This is a genomic window from Kribbella pratensis, from assembly GCF_004366075.1.
Lineage (GTDB): Bacteria > Actinomycetota > Actinomycetes > Propionibacteriales > Kribbellaceae > Kribbella > Kribbella pratensis.
Window position 1 is genome coordinate 201,965 of the sequence record NZ_SODU01000002.1, and the last position, 20,702, is coordinate 222,666.

Sequence of the window (20,702 nt, forward strand, 5' to 3'; positions counted from 1 at the left end):
ACGCACGGCTCCTCCGTCGCAGCGCTACGCGCCGCCCATCCTCCGGCTTAGCGCCGGCACATCCGTTTCCGGCTACCGCCGGAGTTGCGGGCTACCGCCCGCCAACCCGCACCTTCTGATCCGTAGGAGTCCGCGCACAGTCATCTCTCCGCTCGCGAGACAGCGCGGATTGCGGCATGAGGGTGCGTTTCGTCTATCCAGCGGCCCGCGATTCGGGATCATGGGCTCGTGACTGTCAACGATGCCGACGCGCGGGTCGCCTTTCATCGGAAGGTGCACGCGCTTGAAGGGCTTCGGATCCACGCAGTGGACTATTGGGACATCCACAACTACGGTCCCGAGCCGGCCCGGTGGGATTACGGCGACTGGCATCACGCCGTCATGGGTGTGCAACTTTCTACGGACGCCGGCCCCGTGACCGTCACATGGACCAGCACCTTCTACCCCTACGGCGTCGAGGTCTTCGCCGAACCCATCGGACGCCATCTTGTTCTGGGAGAGAACGGGCCGGAACGAATCGGCCCCGATGGCGAATCCCGCTGGACAGGCATCCTGGACACCCCTGTACTGCGGACGACGACATCGTGGGAGCGGATCGAACTTGGTCCAGCCACCTTGGCGAGCGGCGAGGTGGTCGAGCCTGCTCGTGTCGTCGAGATTCCTACTGCTCTGCGCCTGGACTTCAGCGCCGGTCCTGTCTGGTTCGCGGCCGCGAGCCCGCAATATCCGTCGATGGAACGTGCGTTCACGGCGGGCGACGAGATCATGATCGTCTTCTCGGCCGCGAAGATGCGCGACATGGGCTACGACGATCCGACCTTCGTGGCCTGAACGCGGCGACTTGTCGACGCCTGGGATCAGGAACCAACCACGGAGGCGACGTCCCTAGCCGTCGGCGACCTGGTTCATGGCTGGCACGAGCGAAGGCCCCTAGAGCCAGGGTGGGTTGTATCGGGCCACGTAGGCGCGGGCGCGTTCTGTCGGATCTGCCCAGTACTGGTGCGGTTGTCGATGGACGTGCTTTTCACAGAACTCCCGAAGGTCAGTTCTGATCGTCTCCACCTCACGGACGGGGAGGCCCTCGAAGTCGCTGTTGGCCTGCAGGAGTTCGGACTCGAGGTTCCAACCCGACGCATCGAACACCCACCTGCCCCACCTCGCGTACACATGTAGCGGATGCTCGAAGTCACCCAGGTACAGCGCCGCCAAGGCGATCCCCTGATCGGGATAGAAATCCCTGCACGTCCAGGCCAGCACATGGCATGCCCCACTCGAAAAGAACGCCTGATCCGTTCGTTCCCAGGAGACTCGTTGATCTGCCCGCTCGATCGCGGTCCGCCGGAACACCCCAGACGCCGTCACTGCCACGGGTCGATGCTAGCCAAGCGGTCGTACTTGACGATGTCTTGGTTGACGCGCGTTCGGGAGAGGCGGCACGATGTGTCGCGGCGTGGCCTGCGCCTCACCTTCGTTGATCGTCCCCAGCGCGGTCCTCTGTGAAGGCAAAGGGACCTTGGTCTCGGGTCGTTATCGCTGGTCCTACCGTCTCGGACGTGGTTGCTGGGGAAGCCGTGTGCCGGGGCACGGAGGACGAAGTGACGAACAGCAGGCAATCCCTTCGCATCGCGGTCGCTCAGACGACTGCCACCGCGGACATCCGCCACAACGGCGGCACGGTACGGCGGCTGATGCGCGATGCCGCGAGTGAGCGAGCTCGGTTGGTGCAGTTCCCCGAAGGTTTCCTGTCCGGATACGCCAAGGAACAGATCCAGGACTGGGGCGACGTCGACTGGCCGGCGGTCCGCGACGAACTCGAGCAGACCGCCGTACTGGCCGCCGAGCTGGGCATCTGGGTCGTACTAGGTTCCGCGCACCCGCTGACTCCACCACACCGGCCGCACAACAGCCTCTACGTGATCTCGGACGAGGGGAAGGTCGTCGATCGCTACGACAAGCGGTTCTGCTCGCACACCGAGATCACGAGCTTCTACAGCCCTGGGTTCGACCCGGTTGTCTTCGAGGTCGACGGGTTCCGGTTCGGGTGCGCGATCTGTATCGAGATCAATTTCCCCGACCTGTTCTCGCAGTACCGCGAACTCGGCGTCGACTGCCTGCTGCTGTCGGCCTATCCCGTCGACGAGGTCTTCGAGGCCAAGGCGCGCGCCCACGCCTCGATCAACACGTACTGGGTCGCCATGGCGTTGCCCTCGCAGACCGCGCACCTGATGAACTCCGGCGTGATCGGTCCGGACGGTCGCTACCTCGCGCAACTCGACGGCGGTGAAGGCGTGGTGTACGCCGACCTGAACCGGCCCGACTTCGACATGTGGTTCGAGAAGGCCCGACCATGGCGCGACAGTGCGATGCACGGTCAGATCTACCGCAGCCAGCGGGTGGACGATCCACGAAGCACCGACCGCACCTGTCTGTAAAACCCGGCCGTCGTCGAGTCGTGGCGATTGGCTCCGACCCCGATCGCCGAGTCGTGGATCGAGGCTCGAATCTTCAGCCAATTCCCACGACTCGGCGGGCGAGGAGCGGTTAGCCGGTGGTGATCAACACGATGCCGGCGACTACTACGGCTGCGGCGGCGGCTCGTTTGGGGCCGAAGCGTTCGTGGAAGAAGATTGCGCCGATGATGGCGCCGAAGATGATGCTGGTTTCGCGGAGGGCGGCGATCGCGGCCAGGGTGCCGCGGGTCTGGGCCCAGAGGACCAGTCCGTACGCGGCCATCGAGACGACGCCGCCGGCCAGCCCGGAGAGGATCGCGGGGCGGGGCAGGTTGAACGCCTGCCGGCCGCGCCAGAACAGGACCGCCAACGGCACCGCGAACCCTTGCAGCATGAACACCCAGCCCATGTACGTCGCCACCGGCATCTTGTGTACGGCGACCCCGTCGACGACCGTGTACGACGCGATCATCAGCCCCGTCCCGATCGCCGCGAACAGCGCCGGGACCTGACCGCGCCCCGGGCGACCGATGAACACGAGCGCGATCAGGCCGGCCGACACGAGCAGTACGCCGGCCAACTCGAGTACGGCCAGGGTCTGGTGCAGTACGACGATGGACACCACGGCCACGACCCATGGCGACGTACCGCGGGCCAACGGGTACATCTGGCTGAACTGACCCAGCTGGTACGACGCCAGCAGCCCACCGAGATACGCGAGGTGCAGCAACGCGGACGCGATGATGTACCACCACGTCCCGGCGGGCGGCAGCCCCATCACCAGCACCGCGACGAGCCCGATCACCCCCGCCGCAAGCTCGAACAACGCCAATCCGGCAACCCGGTCCGGCGCCCCGTGAGCCATCGCGTTCCACGTTGCATGCAGAACCGCCGCCCCAAGCACCACCAAGATCACCAGCACCGCACCACCCTCTCACCGTCCCGCCGACACAGTCAGCGGATTAGGCTCGGTGTGATCTGCAGCTCGACAGGATGTGTCACCCGGCCGGGTAGTGCACCTGAGCGTGAATGCGTCCGTGCGTACAGCGTCTCGCCGGTGCACTACCTGTCGAGCTTGCAGCACTCGGCCGCGAAGAGCCGGTCGCCACGAGCGGGCAACCCTCATCATGGTCTGGTGGAGACCTCGCCTACGGAGCGCTTGTACGACGCGGCCGCCCGTTGCTCCGCGGACCCGTACTGGGCCAACTCCACCCGCCTGATCGAGACCGCAACCCATGCCCTCACAGACGGCCTCGACTCCCCCGGACTGCGAGAACTCGCCGCCGCGTCGCAGTCGGACCGGATCAGAAAACTTCGCCGGCTCCTGCTCGACGCGCTCGACGAACTCTCGGTCCCGCGCCCCGAAGCGTCGCCCGGTCAGCACGTCAGCGGCACGAGGTCGCCCGCCTTCCCACCGACACGCTCCGCCTCGAAATCACGCCGAGCGAGGTGCTGATCCACGTCAACGACCTGGAGATCACCGAGGCGGGCGCCGGAATGGGCATGCACCCGTTCAACCTCTTCGTCCCCACCAACCAGCTCGTTGCGACCACCGAGCCGCGCCACGTCGTGGTCGCTCGCTGCACCTGCGGTGAATCGGGTTGCGGCTCGACCGAGGCCCGGATCACGCGTTTGGGCATGGCCGTCCATTGGGATTGGTACGTCGACCCGCCGCTGGGTCATGGGGTGTCCTTCGACGCCGCGCAGTACGACGCCGAAGTCGAACGGATCGGCAACGACCGGAGCTGGCAGCGGCCGGCGGACACCGCGGCGCGGTTGGTGATCGAGGCGGTCGATCGCGAGCGCTTCATCCCAGCAGGTATGGAGCTCAGCTGGGCGGCGGTCGATCATCAGGACCCGCGGAAGTTCCTGGTAGCGCTGTTCGTGAAAGACGAGCAGTTCCAGGTCTTCCTGCGGTTCCCGATCGGCGATCAAGCGCCCGAGCGGCTGGCAGACGACGTACTGCGAACGCTCCACCAACCGCCGCGAAGCTGGCGTGCCGCCTTCCACTCGATGACAGTGGGTCGGCGCGGGCGGCCGTCCATGGCGGGCCGGCGCTGGCGTTCAGAGGATCCCTGGGGATAGCAGGCCCGGGCGGATGCACCCGGGCCTGCCGGCGGTCAGAACATCAGGGCGCGGGCCGGGTCCTCGAGGATGCCGGCGACGTCGGCGAGGAAGGTGGAGCCCTTCTCGCCGTCGATGAGGCGGTGGTCGAAGGACAGCGCGAGCGTGGTGATCCAGCGCGGGACGATCTCGTCGTCCACCACCCACGGCTGCTTGCGGACCGCGCCGAAGGCGAGGATCGCGGCCTCGCCCGGATTGATGATCGGCGTACCGGCGTCGACGCCGAACACGCCGACGTTGGTGATCGTGAACGATCCACCGGCCTGGTCCGCCGGCTGGGTCTTGCCCTCGCGGGCGGTGGCGACCAGGTCGTTCAGCGCCCGGCACAGGTCGGGCAGGGTGAGCGAGTCGGCGCCCTTGATGTTCGGGACGATCAGCCCGCGCGGGGTGGCCGCGGCGATGCCGAGGTTGACCGCGCCCTTGTAGACGATCTCCTGCGCCTGCTCGTCCCACGCCGCGTTGATGATCGGCGTACGCCGGGCCGCCAGCGTGACCGCCTTCGCGACGATCAGCAACGGCGAGACGCGCAGATCCTTGAACGCCTTGTCGGACTTCAGCCGCTCGACCAGTTCCATGGTGGCGCTGACGTCGACGGTGATCCACTCGGTCACATGCGGCGCGGTGAACGCACTGGCAACCATCGCCTGCGCCATCGCCTTCTGCACACCCTTGACCGGGACGCGGGTGTCTTCGCGGCCGCTGACAACCGGAGCAGGCTCGTACGCCGGAACGTCCGCAACCGCAGGCGCCGCCGCGTAACCCTCGACGTCGGCCCGTGTGATCACTCCACCTGGGCCGGTCGCCGGCACCACAGCCAGATCGATCCCCAGATCCTTGGCGAGCTTCCGCACCGGCGGCTTCGCCAACACGTGAACAGACCCGTTGCCCCCAGCAACCGGCGCCGGAGCGGGGACCGCCGCCGGTGCGGGCGGGGCAACCGGGGCAGCCGCGGGAACCGGAGCTACCGGGGCAGCCGCGGGCACCGCAGCTACCGCGGCAGCCGGAGTCGGGCCGGCGGAGGCTGCGGGCTTGCGTTGGCGGCGTTTGGCGTCGGTGGTCTTCGGCCCGTAGCCGACCAGGACCGCGGTGCGGCCGCCGGTCTCCTCGGGCTCCGGGATCGTCGGAACCATGTCGTCGGCGAGGGCTTCGGCGGACTCGGTCTGCACCGAGATGATCGGCGTACCGACCGGGACCGTCTCGCCCTCCGGCACGAGCAACTCGGTGACCACGCCGGCGAACGGAACCGGGAGCTCGACCAGCGACTTCGAGGTCTCGATCTCGACGACGGTGTCGTTGAGCTTGACCGTGTCGCCGGGCTTGACCTTCCAGCTGACGATCTCGGCCTCGACGAGTCCTTCACCGACGTCGGGGAGGCGGAACTGCTGGATGCCCATCAGTACCCCATCACCTTGTCGACGCCGTCCAGCACCCGGTCGAGGTCCGGAAGGTAGTCGTCCTCCATCCGCGACGGCGGGTACGGGGTGTCGTATCCGGTGATACGCAGCACCGGTGCCTCGAGGTGGTAGAAGCACTCCTCGGTCACCCGCGCCGCGATCTCCGAACCCGGACCGAACGAGTACGGCGCCTCGTGCACGACAACCGCACGCCGCGTCTTCTTGACGGAGGCGAAGATCGTCGCCAGGTCGAACGGCGCGATCGTCCGCAGGTCGATGACCTCCAGGTTGCGGCCGTCCTCGACCGCGGCCTCGGCCGCCTGCAGACAGGTCTTCACCATCGGGCCGTAGCAGAGCAGCGTCGCGTCGGTGCCCTCCCGGAGCACCTTCGCCTTGTGCAGCGGCATCGGCGGCACGGACTCGTCCAGCTCGGCCTTCTCGTGGTACCGGCGCTTCGGCTCGAAGAACACGATCGGGTCGTCGGACGTGATCGCCTGCTGGATCATCCAGTACGCGTCGACCGGGTCGCCGCAGGAGATCACCTTGAGGCCCGGCACGTGCGCGAACAGCGTCTCCGGCGACTCCGAGTGGTGCTCGACCGCGCCGATACCGCCGCCGTACGGGATCCGGATGACGATCGGCATGGTGATCTTGCCCATCGACCGGTAGTGCATCTTCGCGACCTGGTTGATGATCTGGTCGTACGCCGGGAACACGAAGCCGTCGAACTGGATCTCGCAGACCGGCCGGTACCCGCGCAGTGCGAGGCCGACCGCGGTGCCGATGATCCCGGACTCGGCGAGCGGGGTGTCGATCACCCGGTCCTCGCCGAAGTCCTTCTGCAGTCCTTCGGTGACCCGGAACACGCCGCCGAGCTTGCCGATGTCCTCGCCCATCACGACGACCTTCGGGTCCTTCTCCATCGCGGCCCGGAGTCCGGCGTTGATGGCCTTGCCGAGAGTGATCTTGGTCATCGCTCAGCCCTCGCCTTCGAACGAAGCGGCGTACGCAATGAACTGGTCCCGCTGCTCGGCCAGTTGCGGCGTCTCCTCGACGTACACGTTCTGGAAGAAGTCGGTGAGCACCGGGTCCGGCAGCGCGAGGCAGCCGGCCCGCAGTTCGGCGGCGATCTTGTTCCCCTCGGCCTCGACCTCGTCGAAGAAGTCGTGGTCGACGGCGGCGTGCCGACTCAGGTACGCGTGTACGCGCTCGATCGGGTCCTTGAGCTTCCAGTGCTCGAGGTCCTCGTTGAGCCGGTACTTCGTCGGGTCGTCGGACGTGGTGTGCGCGCCCATCCGGTACGTGTACGCCTCGATCAGCGTCGGACCGCTGCCCTCGCGGGCCCGCTTCAGGGCCTGCTGGGTGACGGCGTACGTCGCGAGTACGTCGTTGCCGTCGACGCGGACTCCGGGGAAGCCGAAGCCGGCGGCGCGCTGGTACAGCGGGATCCGGGTCTGCCGGTCGATCGGCTCCGAGATCGCCCACTGGTTGTTCTGGCAGAAGAAGACCACCGGCGCGTTGAACACCGAGGCCCAGATGAACGCCTCGTTGACGTCACCCTGGCTGCTGGCGCCGTCGCCGAAGTACGCGATCGTGGCCTCGCCGTTCTCGGCGTCACCGATCGCGTGGTCGCGCTGCTGGCCCATCGCGTACCCGGTCGCGTGCAGCGTCTGCGCGCCGATCACGATCGTGTAGAGGTGGAAGTTGTTGTCCTTCGGGTCCCAGGCACCCTGGTCGACGCCGCGGAACAGGCCGAGCAGGTTCAGCGGGTTGACCCCCTGACAGAACGCGACACCGTGCTCGCGGTACGTCGGGAAGACCATGTCCTTCTTGTTCAGAGCCCGGCCGGAGCCGATCTGCGCGGCCTCCTGGCCGAGCAGCGACGCCCACAGCCCGAGCTCACCCTGGCGTTGCAGGGCGGTCGCCTCGGTGTCGATCCGGCGGACCAGGACCATGTCCCGGTAGAAGCCCTTGATCGTCTCGTCGTCCAGGTCGAACGTGTAGTCCGGATGCTCGACGCGCTCGCCTTCGGGCGTCAGGAGCTGGACGAACTCGACCTCCTCGGAGGCCTGGGGCGGACTGACCGGCGCCTTGTGGGGCGCGAACACTTCCGGGGCAGGGCCCGGCACCGACTCACTCACATGCACTCCTCGGGTTCGAGCGCGGGATCGCCGCGACCGCAACGTTGCACGGGGCCGGCCCGGTGCGCCGGATGAGGCTTTCGCAGGCTGGTCCGCGTGATTCCAGGGGTTGATGCACTGCTGGCAGTGGACCTCCTCACTGGTCTCACTCCCATCTTGCCGGACACCGTACCGACGAGGTGCCTGATTCGCTAACTGTCTGGACTCCGGCGGGTACGGCGGTACCGAAATCGGTCCTCCGGTGAGACACCAGTCCATCCACTGGTCCTATCGGCACGCTCATATAACAGAGATCTGGCATCTCGACATCAAGTGTCACAAATGGGTCTCGACGTACGCCGAACTGGCGGGAATCCGTGGATCGGTGGCCGGATACCGCCTTGCGGGGAGCCGTCGCGAGCCATAGCGTAAGCATCGTTCTTGCAAAACACCCCTGACACCCCTCTCGAGGAGGTCCCGATGGCCGCGTCCGCTCCCGCCGAAGTGGTCGAGTCCGGTTCCCGGACGGCCTCCGGCGCGATGATCTGGACCGCCCTCGCCGTCGTGTACGTCGTGTGGGGTTCGACGTACCTGGCGATCCGGGTCGTGGTGGAGGCGGACATCCCGCCGATGCTCGGGATGGCCACCCGCTTCCTCACCGCCGCGTTGCTGATGGCCGCCGGCCTGGCCGTGAAGTCGGGCTGGCAGCGGCTGCGGATCACCCGCCGCGAGGCAATCGGCGCGGCCACGGTCGGGGTCCTGCTCCTTGCCTTCGGCAACGGGGCGGTGGCGATCGCGGAGCAGACGGTGCCGTCCGGGCTGGCCGCGTTGCTGGTCGCCGCGATCCCGTTGTGGCTGATGCTGCTGCGCGTCGGCGGCGGCGAGCGACCGCGGGCGATGACGTGGGTCGGCGTACTGATCGGGTTCGGCGGCGCGGCGCTGCTCGCGTTGTCAGGTGGTAACACGAGCGCGAAGCCGCTGTCGGTGGCGATCCTGGTGGTCGGCACGATCTGCTGGGCGACCGGCTCGCGGTACGCGCCGCAACTCGGGCTGCCGCGGGATCCCCTGGTGACAGCGCTCTACGAAATGGTCTTCGGCGGTACGGCGATGGTGCTGCTCGGCGTACTGCGAGGAGAGCCGGGGCGGCTGCACCTGGACCGGATCCAGGGATCCGGGTGGATCGCACTCGCGTACCTGGTGGTGTTCGGGTCGCTGCTCGCGTACACGGCGTACTCGTATCTGCTGGCGAACGCGCCGATCTCGCTGGTGGGCACCTACGCGTACGTGAATCCGGCGGTCGCGGTGTTCCTCGGCTGGCTGATCCTGAGCGAGAGCCTGACCTGGCAGATCCTGCTCGGCGGCGCGGTGATCATCGTCGGCGTTGCGCTCGTGGTCACCTCGGAGCGCCGGCGCTCGTAGCGCCCGTACGAAAAGGAAAGACCCGGGCCCAAGGGACCCGGGTCTCCCACCGCTGCCGATGCGCGCGGCAGCGGGTCTGGCTGCCGGTCGCGCCGTGCCCCGAAAAACACGGCACGAATCTCCGGCAATGGTTCCAACATATTCCGACGAATCGTGCTATTGCCAATTCGGCAGCCACCGAGCCCACCGAAACAATCTTCCGATTCGCCGGGCTTCCGTCACCCGCGCTGACTCAACGACGTACCGGGAGCTCGGTTACGGGACCTTCCGTATCAACTTCCACTCACTACCGTCACCGGCAAGTTGCCTGGTCAGCACGAGGTTTGCTGCTCCGTCAGGGAACTCATCACCGGACTACTATGCATGTCCGTACCCGGAAAATAGTTGACGAAAAAGTTTGTAACCGCCTGTGCCAGGTGTCGTTAGCACTAAGACGAATCCGTCAAAACCCGAAAGGAAACCTGGCATAATGCAGGTAACTCGTAAGATCGTCGCCGCTGCAGCGGTGGCGACTGTCGCCACCCTCGGTCTGGCCACCGTCGTGAGCGCCAACGTTCTCGACGACGCCCAGCAGAAGGCTCAGGTCACCGGCCTGGCCGACGCGGTCTCCTCGGCCAGCAAGGGCTACGACGGCGGCCACGCCCGCTGGTGGGGCATGCACAAGGACGGCTCGCTGGTCGCCATCGACCGCAACGACCTCGGCGCGTTCCAGGCCTGCCACAACCTCGGTGCCGGCACCGGCATCGGCGGCACCGTGCCGGCCAACGACATCACCGGCATCATCGGCTGGGGCAACGACGGCAACAGCGTGACCGCCGTCAAGACCTGCGAGCAGGAGAACGAGCAGAACCGCAAGTGGTACAAGGCCGACGGCAACGGTGTCGTGTCCGTGTCCGACAACAAGGTCGGTCCGTGGCAGGTCTGCCACAACCAGGTCGACATCACGGGCATCGGCGGCACTGTCCCGCTGTCGAACCCGACCGGCATCCTGGGCCTGGACAACGACGGCAACTCCGTCGACTCGCTCAAGACCTGCGAGCAGAGCAACGAGCAGAACAACTGACCCTCCCTGGTCAGTGATGCGGGACCCGAACCAGTCACCTCGGTGGATTGACTGATTCGGAGCAACACAAGCGGCGCCGGGAGCAAGCCTCACTCCTCCCGGCGCCGCTTCTTTGTGCCTGGCCTCAGAGGGTTCGGAGGTCTGTGCAGGTGCCGTTGGGGAGGTTCCGGGGCAGGAGGGACCAGATGCCGGTGGCTGCTGCCTCGGGGGTGGTGAGGGAGCCGGTGGCTTTGAGGGTGTGGAAGCGAGCTACGGCGGGGAAGTCTGCTTCGGGGGTGGATCGGATTTCGGATTGCATGGCGGTGTCTACTACGCCGGGGGCTACGGCGAGGATGCGGCAGCCGTCGGTGGGTTGTTCCTGGCCTACGGTGCGGACCCAGTGCTCTACGGCGGCCTTGCCGGCGTTGTACGACGACCAGCCGGAGTACGCCGTTGTTGCGGCACCGGAGGAGAGCATCACCAGATGGCGCTCGCACGTGAGGTGCGCGGACGCCCGGAGGAACGCGGCCCCGAGGACCTGGGGCGCTGCGGAGTTCAGCAGGACCGCTCGGGTGTAGTCGTCGGGATCTGCTCCAGCCGCTGGGCCGATCGGGGTGATCGTGCCGGCGTTGTGGATGAAGACGACGCGGTCACCGTCGTACGTCGACAGCTCGTCCGTGAAGTGCTCCGCGACGCGGGACCAGTCGGCGGGATCCGCGAGGTCCGCCTTGAAGTGTTCCGGCGTACCGCCGCGGCGTGAGATGTCCACGACCCGGGCATCCGGAAACGGCACCGTCGCGGCGAGCGCGGCGCCGATCCCGGCCGAAGCACCCGAGATCCAAACGAGAGCGCTCACCGGCAGGAACCCCGTCCGCCGACGGTCACTGGCGCCAGGTGCGGGCGACGTTCAGGAACAGGTCGTTGGCCTCGCGTTCGCCGATCGTGACGCGGACGCCTTCGCCGGGGAACGGGCGGACCGAGACACCTTCGGCCTGGACAGCCTCGGCGAACCGGACGGTGTCCTCGCCGAGCTCGAGCCAGACGAAGTTCGTCTGCGACTCCGGGACGTCCCAGCCGGCGGCCTGGAGCGCGGAGACGACCCGCTGACGCTCCTCGACCAGGGCGTCGACCCGCTCCAACAGCTCCTCCTCGACGCCGAGGGACGCGATCGCCGCCGCCTGGGCCACGTAGCTGACGCCGAACGGGAGCGCGCACTTCCGGATCGCCCCGACAACGGCCGGGTGACCGATCGCGTACCCGACCCGGAACCCGGCCAGCCCGTACGCCTTCGAGAACGTCCGCAGGACCAGCACGTTCGGCCGGTCACGGTACAGCTCGACCCCGTCCACGACGTCGGTCTCCCGGACGAACTCGCGGTACGCCTCGTCGATCACGACCAGCACGTTCGACGGTACGGCGTCGAGGAACGCGAGCAGCTCGTCGCGTCGTACCACCGGGCCGGTCGGGTTGTTCGGCGTACAGACCAGCACGACCTTGGTGCGGTCGGTGATCGCGGCCTCCATCGCCTTGAAGTCGTGGCGGGCCTCGGCGGTCAGCGGCACCTTGACCGACGTCGCGCCGGTCAGCTGGACCGCGATCGGGTACGCCTCGAACGAGCGCCAGGCGTAGACGACCTCGTCGCCCTCGGCGACCGTCGCCTGCAGCAAGTGGTACAGCAGCGCGACCGACCCGGTCCCGACCGCGAGGTCGCTCACCGGTACGCCGAACCGGTCCGACAGCGCCTCGAGCAGGTCGACGGCAGCCATGTCCGGGTACCGGTTCATCTGCGCGGCGGCCTCGGTCGCGGCGGCCAGCACACCCGGAAGCGGCGGGTACGGGTTCTCGTTGCTGGACAATTTGTACGTCGGGCGACCGTCGGAGCGCTCCGGCGGACGACCCGGCTTGTAAGCCGCGACATCGTCCAGGCAGGCGCGAAAGCGAACCTCGTTGTCAGGGGTCATGCCCGCAGGTTAGTCCTTACCCGCACCCCGGAACCACCCTCCGGCAAGCGACGTACAGCACGCCGTTTGACTCCGGAAACCTCGAGCCTCAAACTGACTGATTGTCGGACAATCAGGGGATCTGGCAAGATCCGAAACGTCGTCAGGAGGGGTTCATGGGGCAGCCGCTGGAGTGGGGTCGTCGCTATCTGATGGTCCGGCCGGACCACTTCCGGATCGACTACGTGATCAACCCGTACATGTCGACACACGACCAGCCGGACCCGGCACTGACGCTCAAGCAGTGGGAGTCGCTGCGGCAGGCGATCGTGGACGCCGGAGGCGAGGTCGAGGTCCTCGCGCAGCGAGCCGACTCGCCGGACATGGTGTACGCGATGAACCTCGGACTGGCCGCCGCGGACGGCCGCGCGATGCTCTCGCACATGCGGTTCGAGCCGCGCCGCAAGGAGTCGCTGAGCGCGGCCGACTGGTTCACCGAGGCCGGGTTCCGGCTCGACCGGACCGGCAGTGAGGGCGTCGGGCCGCACTTCGAGTCCGGGGATGCGTTCGTGTTCGGCGACAGCCTGGTCGTCGGGTACGGGCCACGGACCGAGGAAGCGGCACTCAAGCACCTCGCGACCGAGTGGAACATCCGGGTCCGTGGGCTGCGCATCGCCCACGAGGGGATGTACCACCTCGACCTGCCGTTCTGCCCGGTGGACAGCACGCACGCGATGATCTACCCGCCGGCGTTCGACGCCGCCAGCCAGGCGGAGCTGTCCGGGATCGTCCCGGACCCGATCGTGCTCACCGACGAGGAGGCGTTCGCGTTCAGCGCGAACTCGATCGTGGTCGGCGAGACGATCATCATGCCGGCCTGCTCGCCGCGGCTGCACGACGTCTTCACGGGTCTCGGGCTGCGCGTCGTCGTCCTGGACCTGTCGGAGTTCCACAAGGGCGGCGGCTCGATCCGGTGCCTGACGAACCCGCTGGACTTCCCGCTGTCCCGGATCGGCACGCCGGGCGGGGAGGTCGTCCTCCCCGCCTGACCTGCGCGGCGTCTACTTGCCGGTGGTCCAGATGATGTCGAGGGTGTCGATGTCCCAGCCGTAGCCCTTGATCCACTGGAGGGCCTTCGTCCTGCCCTGGGGCCCGAAGACCTCGATGACGATCGAGATCGCCTCCGGGTTCGTCGGGTCGCTCTTGGACTTGGTGTACGTCGCCTGAAAGCCGTCGCCGACGTACGGGAGCTGGCTGAGGATCGGGTACTTCTGCTTGAGGCGGGCCTGGACCTCGTCGTACCTCCGGCCGGCCTCGGCCTCGGCCTCACGCTGCTGCTCGGGGTTGTTCTTGGCCCACTCCCGGCCCTCGGCGCTGTTGGCGTAGAGGAACATCTTGTAGCTCAGCCGGTCGCTGCCCGAGGTGAACGTCTGGGTGTAGCTCTGGAAGCCGCGCCGCGAACCCTCCAGGGTGTGCGTGCCTGCCTTGATCTTGACCTCGCCGTTCGCCGGGATCTCGTGGCCGTCCAGCTTCAGGGTCAGGTCGTTCGGGATCGACTGCACGGTCAGCGTCGTCTCCGATCCGCCGCCGCGGAACAGCACGACGCCGCCGATCACGATCAGGACGACCGCCAGCACGACCACGACGACCATGAAGGGCCGCCGGTTCTCATCCAGCATCCGCTGCTCCCGTCCTTGCTCAGCTCGCCGGTTTCGGCGCGTTCTTCAGCCGGTAGACCGTGAAGTTGCCCGAACCGCCGCCGACGTCGTACAGGTGGCCTGCCTCCGGTACGTGACCGTGGAGGGAGGCGGAGGCCGCGTTGTAACCGCCGCCCTCCTTACCCCACGGACCGACGAAGAGGTAGGTGTGACCGGGCCCGTTCAGGATGTCACCCGGCTTCATGCCGCCCGGAGGCTCCCCGTGCCACCAGTCGTACTTCCCGGAGCTCTCCAGATACGTCCGCTGAACGTCGGTTCCGACGTTCGGGTAGTCCTTGTCGGCGCCGCTCATGTGCATCACCGTCGCGACGAAGCGGCCGCAGTCGCTGTAGGGGTCGATGCCGCTGGAGCCGTCGTTGAACTTCTCCATCGCATCGACGTACTCCTTCTTCGCGATGCTCGCGTCGACGCCGTCGTGACCGTCCTCGGGCCAGGCCAGGTTCTTCGCGACCTCGGCGATGTTGCCGCTGCCTTCGCCGCACCCGCCGGTACCGGCGGTCTGCGCGTCCCCGCCCGACGCCGGCGCCGAACCGGCGAACTGGTCGAAAACGTGCCGCGCGTTCGCCTTGCGCTCGGCGTACGTCGGGTGGTTCGGGTTCTCGTGTCCGCCGAACCGCTCGAACTTGTCGCCGAACTCGTACGCAGCCTGCTCGACCGTTGTCGCCGACTTGATGGCGCGCCCGGCCGCCCCTTCCCCGAGGGGTCCGTCGCCGTTGAGCTGCTTGATCAGGAATTCCAGCTGGTAGCCCAGGGAGGCGATCTGCTCGTCCTGGACCCCGGCGTCGCGGGACGGGTTGATCATCTTGCCGGCCGGTGTCCACTGCACGATGCCCCAGCCGAGCGGGGAGTTCACCACTTTGTCCGGCGGGGTGACGACGCCCGGCGCCGTGTTCTGCAGCCGAGCCGGCTCCACGCTGGACTCGGCGATCATGTTGCCGACGATGCCCGCAGCCTGCTCCTTGGAGTAGCCGTTCTGGACGAAGAAGTTGAAGGCCTTCTGCTGGTTGTTGGCCCCGGAGAGGTTGCCGTCGACGCAGCTGCAGCCGCCACCGCCCTTCGAGGTGTCGAGCTCGAACGGGTTCTCCTCCGGCTTCGGGACGATGGACCACTTGTTGTTGTTCTCCTGGTCGGCCCACATCTCCCAGTGCACATGCGCGCCGGCGACACCGATCGGGGCGCCGTTGGCGTCGGTGCCCTCGCTGCCGATGCCGGCGGTGCCGATCGGGTCGCCCCGCTTGACGTCGGCGTCCTTGCTGACGGTGATGGTCTTCAGGAACTTGTACCGCGTCTCGACGCTCTCCAGGCGGATCCGGACCTCGTTCCCCGAAGCCATGACGACCTTGCCGTCCTGCGAGGCGTAGACCTTGTCGTCCTCCTTCACCTGGAAGTCGTAGCCCTGGTGAAAGATGGTCCAGTCCCCGTCGATCTGGTGCCGATCCGTCGGCCAGCCCATCAGGCTCTGGTCCTGACTGTGCTGCGCGCACTGCGCTTCGGCCGAGTCCAGCCCGCTCAGAACGCCGAGCAGCATCAGCAGGACGATGATCAACGGCAGCAACAGCACCAGCCCGACCGCACCGAGGAGCTGAAGCGGACTGATCTTTCCCACGCTCTGCTCCTCGCTGGTTCAAGTGGCTTCCCGCGCTGGGCCCGCGGGCAGTGGCGCCACCAGGGAAATGCTGCCCGAAAACCGGGTCATCTGCCGGAAGTTATCCACAGGCCGCCCGTCCGGGCCGGGTCGGGCGCGACAACGGACCGGGTCTGGACGAGAATCACACCATGTACGAACGGCTGCGGGTGGACCGCTCGACCACGGTGGACCGGGTGGTCGACGCGCTGCGCGCCGCCCTGTTCGCCGGTGATCTGGAGCCGGGTACGCCGCTGCGTGAGCAGCCGCTCGCCGAGGCGCTCGGGGTGGCCCGCAGCACCATCCGCGAGGCGATGACGATGCTGGTCACCGAGGGCCTCGCGGTCCGCGAGCCGAACAAGGGCGTCAGCGTGGCGATCCTGCACCCCGACGCGGTGGCCGACATCTGCCGAGCCCGGTTCGTGCTCGAGTCCGCCGGGATCCGGGCCTGGTACGACGCCGACGAGGCGGCCCGGGAGCGGGTCCGGGAGGCGATGCGGGTGTTCGCCGCGACCGCCAGGGACGGTGCCGACCCGGAGGCCCTGACCGAGACCCATCTGGCCATCCACCGCAGCCTGGTGGCGCTCACCGGCAGTGAACGCTTGATCGCGACCGCCGACTCGATCACCGGCGAGGCGCGGCTCGCGCTGGCCCGGGTGGACGCGCTGCGGCAGGACGCGCGCCAGCAGGTCGCGTCCCACCGCAAACTCGTCCGGTTGCTCGAGCGGGGCGAGCTCGACGAGTGCGTCGAAGAGCTCCGCCGGCACCTCGCCGGCGCCGAGGAGTCCCTCCTCGAGGCCATCGCGATGCCGCCGGCCTGAGCGGTCCCGCTGCGTCTCAGACCAGTCCGTCCGCCGTCACGTCGTACGTCTTCGAGCCGACCCGGAGGCCGGTCAGGCGGGCGTTCGGGTCGAGTGCGGCGACCTGTGGGCTCGCGGTCACGGTGCCGTCCAGTGCGACCTCGATGCCGAAGACGCCCTCCAGGACCAGGCTGACCCAGGCGCCGGACGACGAGCAGGACCAGTCGATCAGGTACGGGAACTGCGGCGGCGATTTCCGCGCTCCCCCCGCCATCGGCGGCTGTGCCTCCTCGACGAAGTGCGCCTGACCGCACGGGCCCTGGTTCGCGGACTTGGCCAGACCCGGAAGCCAGTCCAGCAGTACGTCGCCGCCCCCGAGCGCGAACAGTGCGCGACCGGCGTCGGCCGGCCACGCCGGGTAGGCGCCGTTCCACTGGTGGTCCGGCCGCACGCTGAACGCGGCATCCGCGTCGTACGGCGACAGCGCGCGCATCCAGGTGGGCGTCTGGAGCTCCCGCTGGAAGAACGACACCATCTCGGCGCGCTGCGACTCGGACAGGTCGTCCGGGATCGTCGTACCGACGATGTTGAAGTCGTAGCAGTGCCGGACCGGGACAAGCGTGCCGTCCGGCTGCCGCGCGTGCCAGAAGCCCTTGCCCTCGACGTACAGCTCGTTGACGTGGCCTGCCTGCGCGGACGCCTCCTTGCGAAGCAGAGCAGCACGGTCTGCGTCACCGGAGCGGTCTGCGATCTCAGCCGCTACCCGCATGCACCACACGTTGGCGGCGTTGAAGCTGGCCACCTCGTGCACGTAGCTGCTCACGCACTCCAGCAGGTTGTCGATGCCGCCGTAGTCGGCCAGCGCGTGCTCACCGCGCAGTCCGCGCCAGGCGGTCGCCCAGTCGTGCACGTGCTCCCCGACCGGCTTCGGGCCAACGGAAACGTCCAGGAACGCCGTGTCCCCGGTGAAGCGCACGTAGTCGCGCACCAGCCGGGTCATGGCGAAGTCGTTCACGGAGTACCAGTAGCCGACCGGTCCGCCGGTCAGCCACTCGGTGCCGAAGTGTTTGTGCGTGTCCAGGTCGATCCAGTGCTCGATGTGCTTTCGCATCGGCTCCGGGTCCAGCAGCGCATGCGTCAGCGAGGACAGGCTGTAGTCCCAGATGAAGGTCGTGGTCTGCCAGTACCGCGGCATCAACGTGTCGTACGTCCGCCCGATCACACTGGCCGGGTTGTCCCTCCGGAACCAGATGACACCCAGCACACCCCACCAGTACAGCTTTCGCAGCGCCTCGTTCGACGTCTCCAGTACAGGCAACGAACCGCTGAACCCGTCGCTGTGAGGGTCGAACGCGTCGGCGAGCGCCACGTCCCACATGCTCTCCGCGACCGCGATCACGGAGGGTACGTCGGCCACGCAGACATCGAAGTGCTCCGTCGCCTCCTCCAGTGTCCCCGCCAGCACATGCACGTAGGACAGCCGCCCGCGCCCCGACTCGTCCAGCACGACCGTTGCCTCGAGCATCGCCCTGTCCACAGTGCTGGGCACATCGAGACCCTGCACGCTCACGGCCGATCCGGACTCGCCGGTACCGACAACCCGATTGTCCACAACCTGCAGCGTGTTGGGCTCGGACGGCGGCTCCGGGCGCAACCAGCCCGTCGGCGAGCGCGTCGCAGTACTGGCCAGCGCAAGTCCCAGTCGGACGGACCGCCCCGGTAACCCTGACACTTCCAGTTGGACGACGACGGCTGGTCTGCCCGGAGCGCAGGCGGTGGTCGTGCGGAGGTCGAGGCCGTCGACGGTGGTGGAGCGGACGACGCAGTCCGGCCGCCACACCACCTCCACGGTCCCGCCGTACGAGCGCGCCAGGCGTCCGTCGACGTACAGCTGCCCGGTGATGGTGTCGCCGTGCGAGTACGGCGGGAAGTTGACGCTCCTGATCGCCACGACGTCGTGGTCGACCTGCGCCGTGCCCAGGAAGTTCGTCAGCCCGGGCGGGTTGAACATGTCGTCGTAGGTGTGGACAAGAACGTCGCTCGCCAGATCGGCAGAACGCGGAATCGTCATGACGGGTCGGCCCAATCGGTGTTCGGGAGCAGGGGGTACCAGTCCGGGCGGGCCGGATCGCGGTCGTAGGGGTACGAGCCGAGTTCGCGGAACAGTTCGGCGTACTCGGCCAGCTTGTCGCGGTCCAGCTCGACGCCCAGGCCGGGTGCATCGGGGACCGCGATCGCGCCGTCGGCGTACGGAAGCTTGCCGCCGGCAATGATGTCGTCACGCAGGTGGTGGTAGTGCGCGTCCGCCGCGAACGACAGGTTCGGTACGACGGCGCCGAGGTGCAGCATCGTCGCGAGCTGGATGCCGAGCTCGCCCGACGAGTGCACCGCCACGCCGAGCTGGAACGTCTCGCAGACACCGGCCGCCTTGATGCACGGCCGGATGCCGCCCCAGAACGTCGTGTCCAGCAGGATCACGTCGACCGCGGGGTCGCGGACGTTGGCGGCGAGCTGCTCGAAGTTCACCACGACGGTGTTCGTCGCGAGCGGGATCGGGGTCTTCTCGCGGACCCGGCGCATCCCGTTCAGGCCCCAGGTCGGGTCCTCGAGGTAGTCGTTGTCGAGGTCCTCGATCCCGCGGGCGAACCGGATCGCCTCCTCGACACTGAACGCGCCGTTCGGGTCGAACCGCACGCGGTGGCCCGGGAACGCCTCGGCCAGCGCACGGAAGCATTCGCGTTCGTAATCCGGCGGGAACACGCCGCCCTTCAGCTTGTGCACGCTGAACCCGTGCTGGTCGACCAGCTCGCGGGCGTGCGCTACGAGCTGTTCCGCCGTACGGATCTCGCCTGTGCCGTCCTCGGCCGGATGCCGGAAGAACAGGTAGCTGGCGAAGGGCACGTGCGAGCGCACCTTCCCGCCCAGCAACGCGTGCACGGGCACGCCGAGCTCCCGGCCCTGCAGGTCCAGGCAGGCGAACTCGATGGCGGCCAGCAATTGGGTGCGATTGTTGTACAAGCTCGCTGTTGGGTTGGCGAGCATCCAGCGCAGCGCCTCGGTGCGCGCCGGGTCGTGACCGAGGAGATACGGTTTGAGCCCGGTGACCGCGGCCTCGGCGCTCTGCCCGCCGCCGCCCATCTCGCCGAGTCCGATCAGCCCGTTGTCGGCCTCGACCTCCACGACAGTCCGCACGAAGCGTCCCCAGTGCGCTCCGTTGCTGTGCCGCAGCGGCGCCTCCAACGGCATCGTCACCGTGGTCGCGCGTACGTCGACGATTCTCATGCTTCCCCCACCCCGTCGCCCCAGTCAGGCTTCACTTCGCGTCCTCCGGCAGCACGACGGCCAGCCCGGCGGTCAGCCCACCGTCGACCTTCACGTCCGCCCCGGTCACGAACGACGCGGCCGGCGAGGACAGGAAGTAGATGACCTCGGCAACCTCTTCCGGTGTCGCGACCCGCCCGAGCGGGTGCGAGCGGCCCCATTCGGCGACCACCTCGTCCGTCGTCCGGTCGCCGGCGAACTGTGCGGCCGACGTACGCAACATCGGCGTGTCCACCGACCCCGGGCAGACCGCGTTCACGCGAATCCCGTCCGGAGCGTGATCCACCGCCATCGCCCGTACGAGGCTGAGCAAGGCGCCCTTGCCCATCGAGTACGCCGCGACACCCGTCTGCGCCGCATACGCCTGCACGGACGACACCACGACGACACTGCCGCCGCGCGACATCCGTGGGACGAATGCCTGGCACGCGAAGAACACGCCGCCGACGTTCACCGCCATCACCTCGTCGTAGACCGACGACGGCGTGTCGACGACCGTCCCGTAGCGCTGGATCCCGGCGGCGCAGACCAGCGCGTCCACCGCGCCGAGCTCGTCCGCAGCGGCCGCGAGAGCCTCACGGTCGGAGACATCCACAACCACGCCTGTCACCTGATCACCCAGGGCTAACAGCGCTTCCGCGTCCCGGTCCAGGGCGATCACCCGGTCTCCGGCGGCGACGAAGCGTTCGACTGCACCCCGTCCGATGCCAGCGGCACTGCCGGTCACGACGACTGTGCGGCTACTCATAT

Annotated in this window: 20 protein-coding genes; 8 read left to right on the top strand and 12 right to left on the bottom strand. The window is 67.9% G+C overall.

Annotated elements, in window-relative coordinates; translation table 11 throughout:
• The first annotated feature begins 228 nt into the window (after positions 1 to 228).
• Positions 229 to 831 (top strand): hypothetical protein, encoded by a 603-nt coding sequence (locus EV137_RS15865; RefSeq protein ID WP_134129818.1) that lies wholly within the window; start codon positions 229 to 231, stop codon positions 829 to 831.
• Positions 832 to 930: 99 nt separating this feature from the next.
• On the opposite strand, the gene EV137_RS15870 is transcribed toward EV137_RS15865, so the two are convergent.
• Positions 931 to 1,368, bottom strand: a complete 438-nt coding sequence (locus EV137_RS15870; protein ID WP_134129819.1) for a hypothetical protein — start codon at positions 1,366 to 1,368, stop codon at positions 931 to 933.
• A 227-nt stretch (positions 1,369 to 1,595) separates the two neighbouring features.
• On the opposite strand from EV137_RS15870, the gene EV137_RS15875 reads away from it, so the two are divergent.
• Positions 1,596 to 2,432, top strand: coding sequence for a carbon-nitrogen hydrolase family protein (locus EV137_RS15875; protein ID WP_134129820.1), 837 nt, complete (start codon positions 1,596 to 1,598; stop codon positions 2,430 to 2,432).
• Positions 2,433 to 2,541: 109 nt separating this feature from the next.
• Here the strand turns inward: EV137_RS15875 and EV137_RS15880 are convergent, their stop codons facing one another.
• A complete protein-coding gene (locus EV137_RS15880) occupies positions 2,542 to 3,372 on the bottom strand; it encodes an EamA family transporter (protein WP_202871009.1) in 831 nt (276 codons plus the stop codon).
• Positions 3,373 to 3,585: 213 nt separating this feature from the next.
• Between EV137_RS15880 and EV137_RS15885 the strand changes: the two genes are divergently transcribed.
• Together EV137_RS15885 and EV137_RS15890 are read left to right on the top strand one after the other, a co-directional pair.
• Positions 3,586 to 3,906, top strand: coding sequence for a hypothetical protein (locus EV137_RS15885; protein ID WP_134129821.1), 321 nt, complete (start codon positions 3,586 to 3,588; stop codon positions 3,904 to 3,906).
• On the top strand, positions 3,900 to 4,535 hold the full coding sequence (locus tag EV137_RS15890; RefSeq protein WP_134129822.1) for a hypothetical protein: 636 nt from the start codon (positions 3,900 to 3,902) through the stop codon (positions 4,533 to 4,535). Before EV137_RS15885 ends, EV137_RS15890 begins: the two co-directional genes overlap by 7 nt.
• Positions 4,536 to 4,570: 35 nt before the next feature.
• Here the strand turns inward: EV137_RS15890 and EV137_RS15895 are convergent, their stop codons facing one another.
• The 3 genes from EV137_RS15895 to pdhA are packed head-to-tail and all read right to left on the bottom strand — an operon-like array spanning position 4,571 to position 8,109.
• On the bottom strand, positions 4,571 to 5,968 hold the full coding sequence (locus EV137_RS15895) for a dihydrolipoamide acetyltransferase family protein (RefSeq protein WP_202871010.1): 1,398 nt from the start codon (positions 5,966 to 5,968) through the stop codon (positions 4,571 to 4,573).
• Entirely contained in the window at positions 5,968 to 6,942 is a 975-nt protein-coding gene (locus tag EV137_RS15900) for an alpha-ketoacid dehydrogenase subunit beta (protein ID WP_134129823.1), read from the bottom strand. The genes EV137_RS15895 and EV137_RS15900 overlap by 1 nt, the downstream gene beginning before the upstream one ends.
• 3 nt (positions 6,943 to 6,945) lie before the next feature.
• Positions 6,946 to 8,109: a pyruvate dehydrogenase (acetyl-transferring) E1 component subunit alpha gene (pdhA, locus tag EV137_RS15905; protein ID WP_134011854.1), complete on the bottom strand. Its 1,164-nt coding sequence runs from the start codon at positions 8,107 to 8,109 to the stop codon at positions 6,946 to 6,948.
• Between the two features lie 459 nt (positions 8,110 to 8,568).
• Between pdhA and EV137_RS15910 the strand changes: the two genes are divergently transcribed.
• On the top strand, positions 8,569 to 9,507 hold the full coding sequence (locus EV137_RS15910; protein WP_134011852.1) for an EamA family transporter: 939 nt from the start codon (positions 8,569 to 8,571) through the stop codon (positions 9,505 to 9,507).
• 469 nt (positions 9,508 to 9,976) lie between these two features.
• Entirely contained in the window at positions 9,977 to 10,570 is a 594-nt protein-coding gene (locus EV137_RS15915; protein WP_134011850.1) for a hypothetical protein, read from the top strand.
• 124 nt (positions 10,571 to 10,694) lie between these two features.
• On the opposite strand, the gene EV137_RS15920 is transcribed toward EV137_RS15915, so the two are convergent.
• Together EV137_RS15920 and hisC are read right to left on the bottom strand one after the other, a co-directional pair.
• Positions 10,695 to 11,405, bottom strand: coding sequence for an SDR family NAD(P)-dependent oxidoreductase (locus tag EV137_RS15920; protein WP_166679902.1), 711 nt, complete (start codon positions 11,403 to 11,405; stop codon positions 10,695 to 10,697).
• 25 nt (positions 11,406 to 11,430) lie between these two features.
• Positions 11,431 to 12,510 carry a histidinol-phosphate transaminase gene (gene hisC / locus EV137_RS15925; RefSeq protein WP_134129825.1) on the bottom strand — a complete coding sequence of 360 codons (1,080 nt, stop codon included), beginning with the start codon at positions 12,508 to 12,510 and terminating at the stop codon, positions 11,431 to 11,433.
• Positions 12,511 to 12,665: 155 nt separating this feature from the next.
• Between hisC and EV137_RS15930 the strand changes: the two genes are divergently transcribed.
• The gene (locus EV137_RS15930; protein ID WP_134129826.1) at positions 12,666 to 13,538 is read left to right on the top strand and encodes a dimethylarginine dimethylaminohydrolase family protein; all 873 of its coding nucleotides are present in this window, start codon (positions 12,666 to 12,668) and stop codon (positions 13,536 to 13,538) included.
• A gap of 12 nt (positions 13,539 to 13,550) precedes the next feature.
• Here EV137_RS15930 and EV137_RS15935 read toward each other — a convergent pair whose 3' ends face one another.
• Both EV137_RS15935 and EV137_RS15940 read right to left on the bottom strand, forming a co-directional pair.
• Entirely contained in the window at positions 13,551 to 14,168 is a 618-nt protein-coding gene (locus EV137_RS15935) for an S-layer protein (RefSeq protein ID WP_134011842.1), read from the bottom strand.
• A 19-nt stretch (positions 14,169 to 14,187) separates the two neighbouring features.
• The gene (locus tag EV137_RS15940) at positions 14,188 to 15,813 is read right to left on the bottom strand and encodes a phage tail tip lysozyme (RefSeq protein ID WP_238175355.1); all 1,626 of its coding nucleotides are present in this window, start codon (positions 15,811 to 15,813) and stop codon (positions 14,188 to 14,190) included.
• Positions 15,814 to 15,983: 170 nt separating this feature from the next.
• Here EV137_RS15940 and EV137_RS15945 point away from each other — a divergent pair, with 170 nt between their 5' ends.
• Complete coding sequence (locus EV137_RS15945) at positions 15,984 to 16,652, top strand: GntR family transcriptional regulator (protein ID WP_134129827.1); 669 nt, start codon at positions 15,984 to 15,986, stop codon at positions 16,650 to 16,652.
• A 16-nt stretch (positions 16,653 to 16,668) separates the two neighbouring features.
• On the opposite strand, the gene EV137_RS15950 is transcribed toward EV137_RS15945, so the two are convergent.
• From EV137_RS15950 to EV137_RS15960, 3 genes are read right to left on the bottom strand one after another with little or no spacing between them, the layout of a single operon-like run.
• Entirely contained in the window at positions 16,669 to 18,702 is a 2,034-nt protein-coding gene (locus EV137_RS15950; protein ID WP_134129828.1) for a glucosidase family protein, read from the bottom strand.
• A complete protein-coding gene (locus tag EV137_RS15955; protein WP_134129829.1) occupies positions 18,699 to 19,913 on the bottom strand; it encodes an enolase C-terminal domain-like protein in 1,215 nt (404 codons plus the stop codon). Before EV137_RS15955 ends, EV137_RS15950 begins: the two co-directional genes overlap by 4 nt.
• A gap of 31 nt (positions 19,914 to 19,944) precedes the next feature.
• Positions 19,945 to 20,700, bottom strand: coding sequence for an SDR family NAD(P)-dependent oxidoreductase (locus EV137_RS15960; RefSeq protein ID WP_134129830.1), 756 nt, complete (start codon positions 20,698 to 20,700; stop codon positions 19,945 to 19,947).
• Positions 20,701 to 20,702 lie beyond the last annotated feature (2 nt).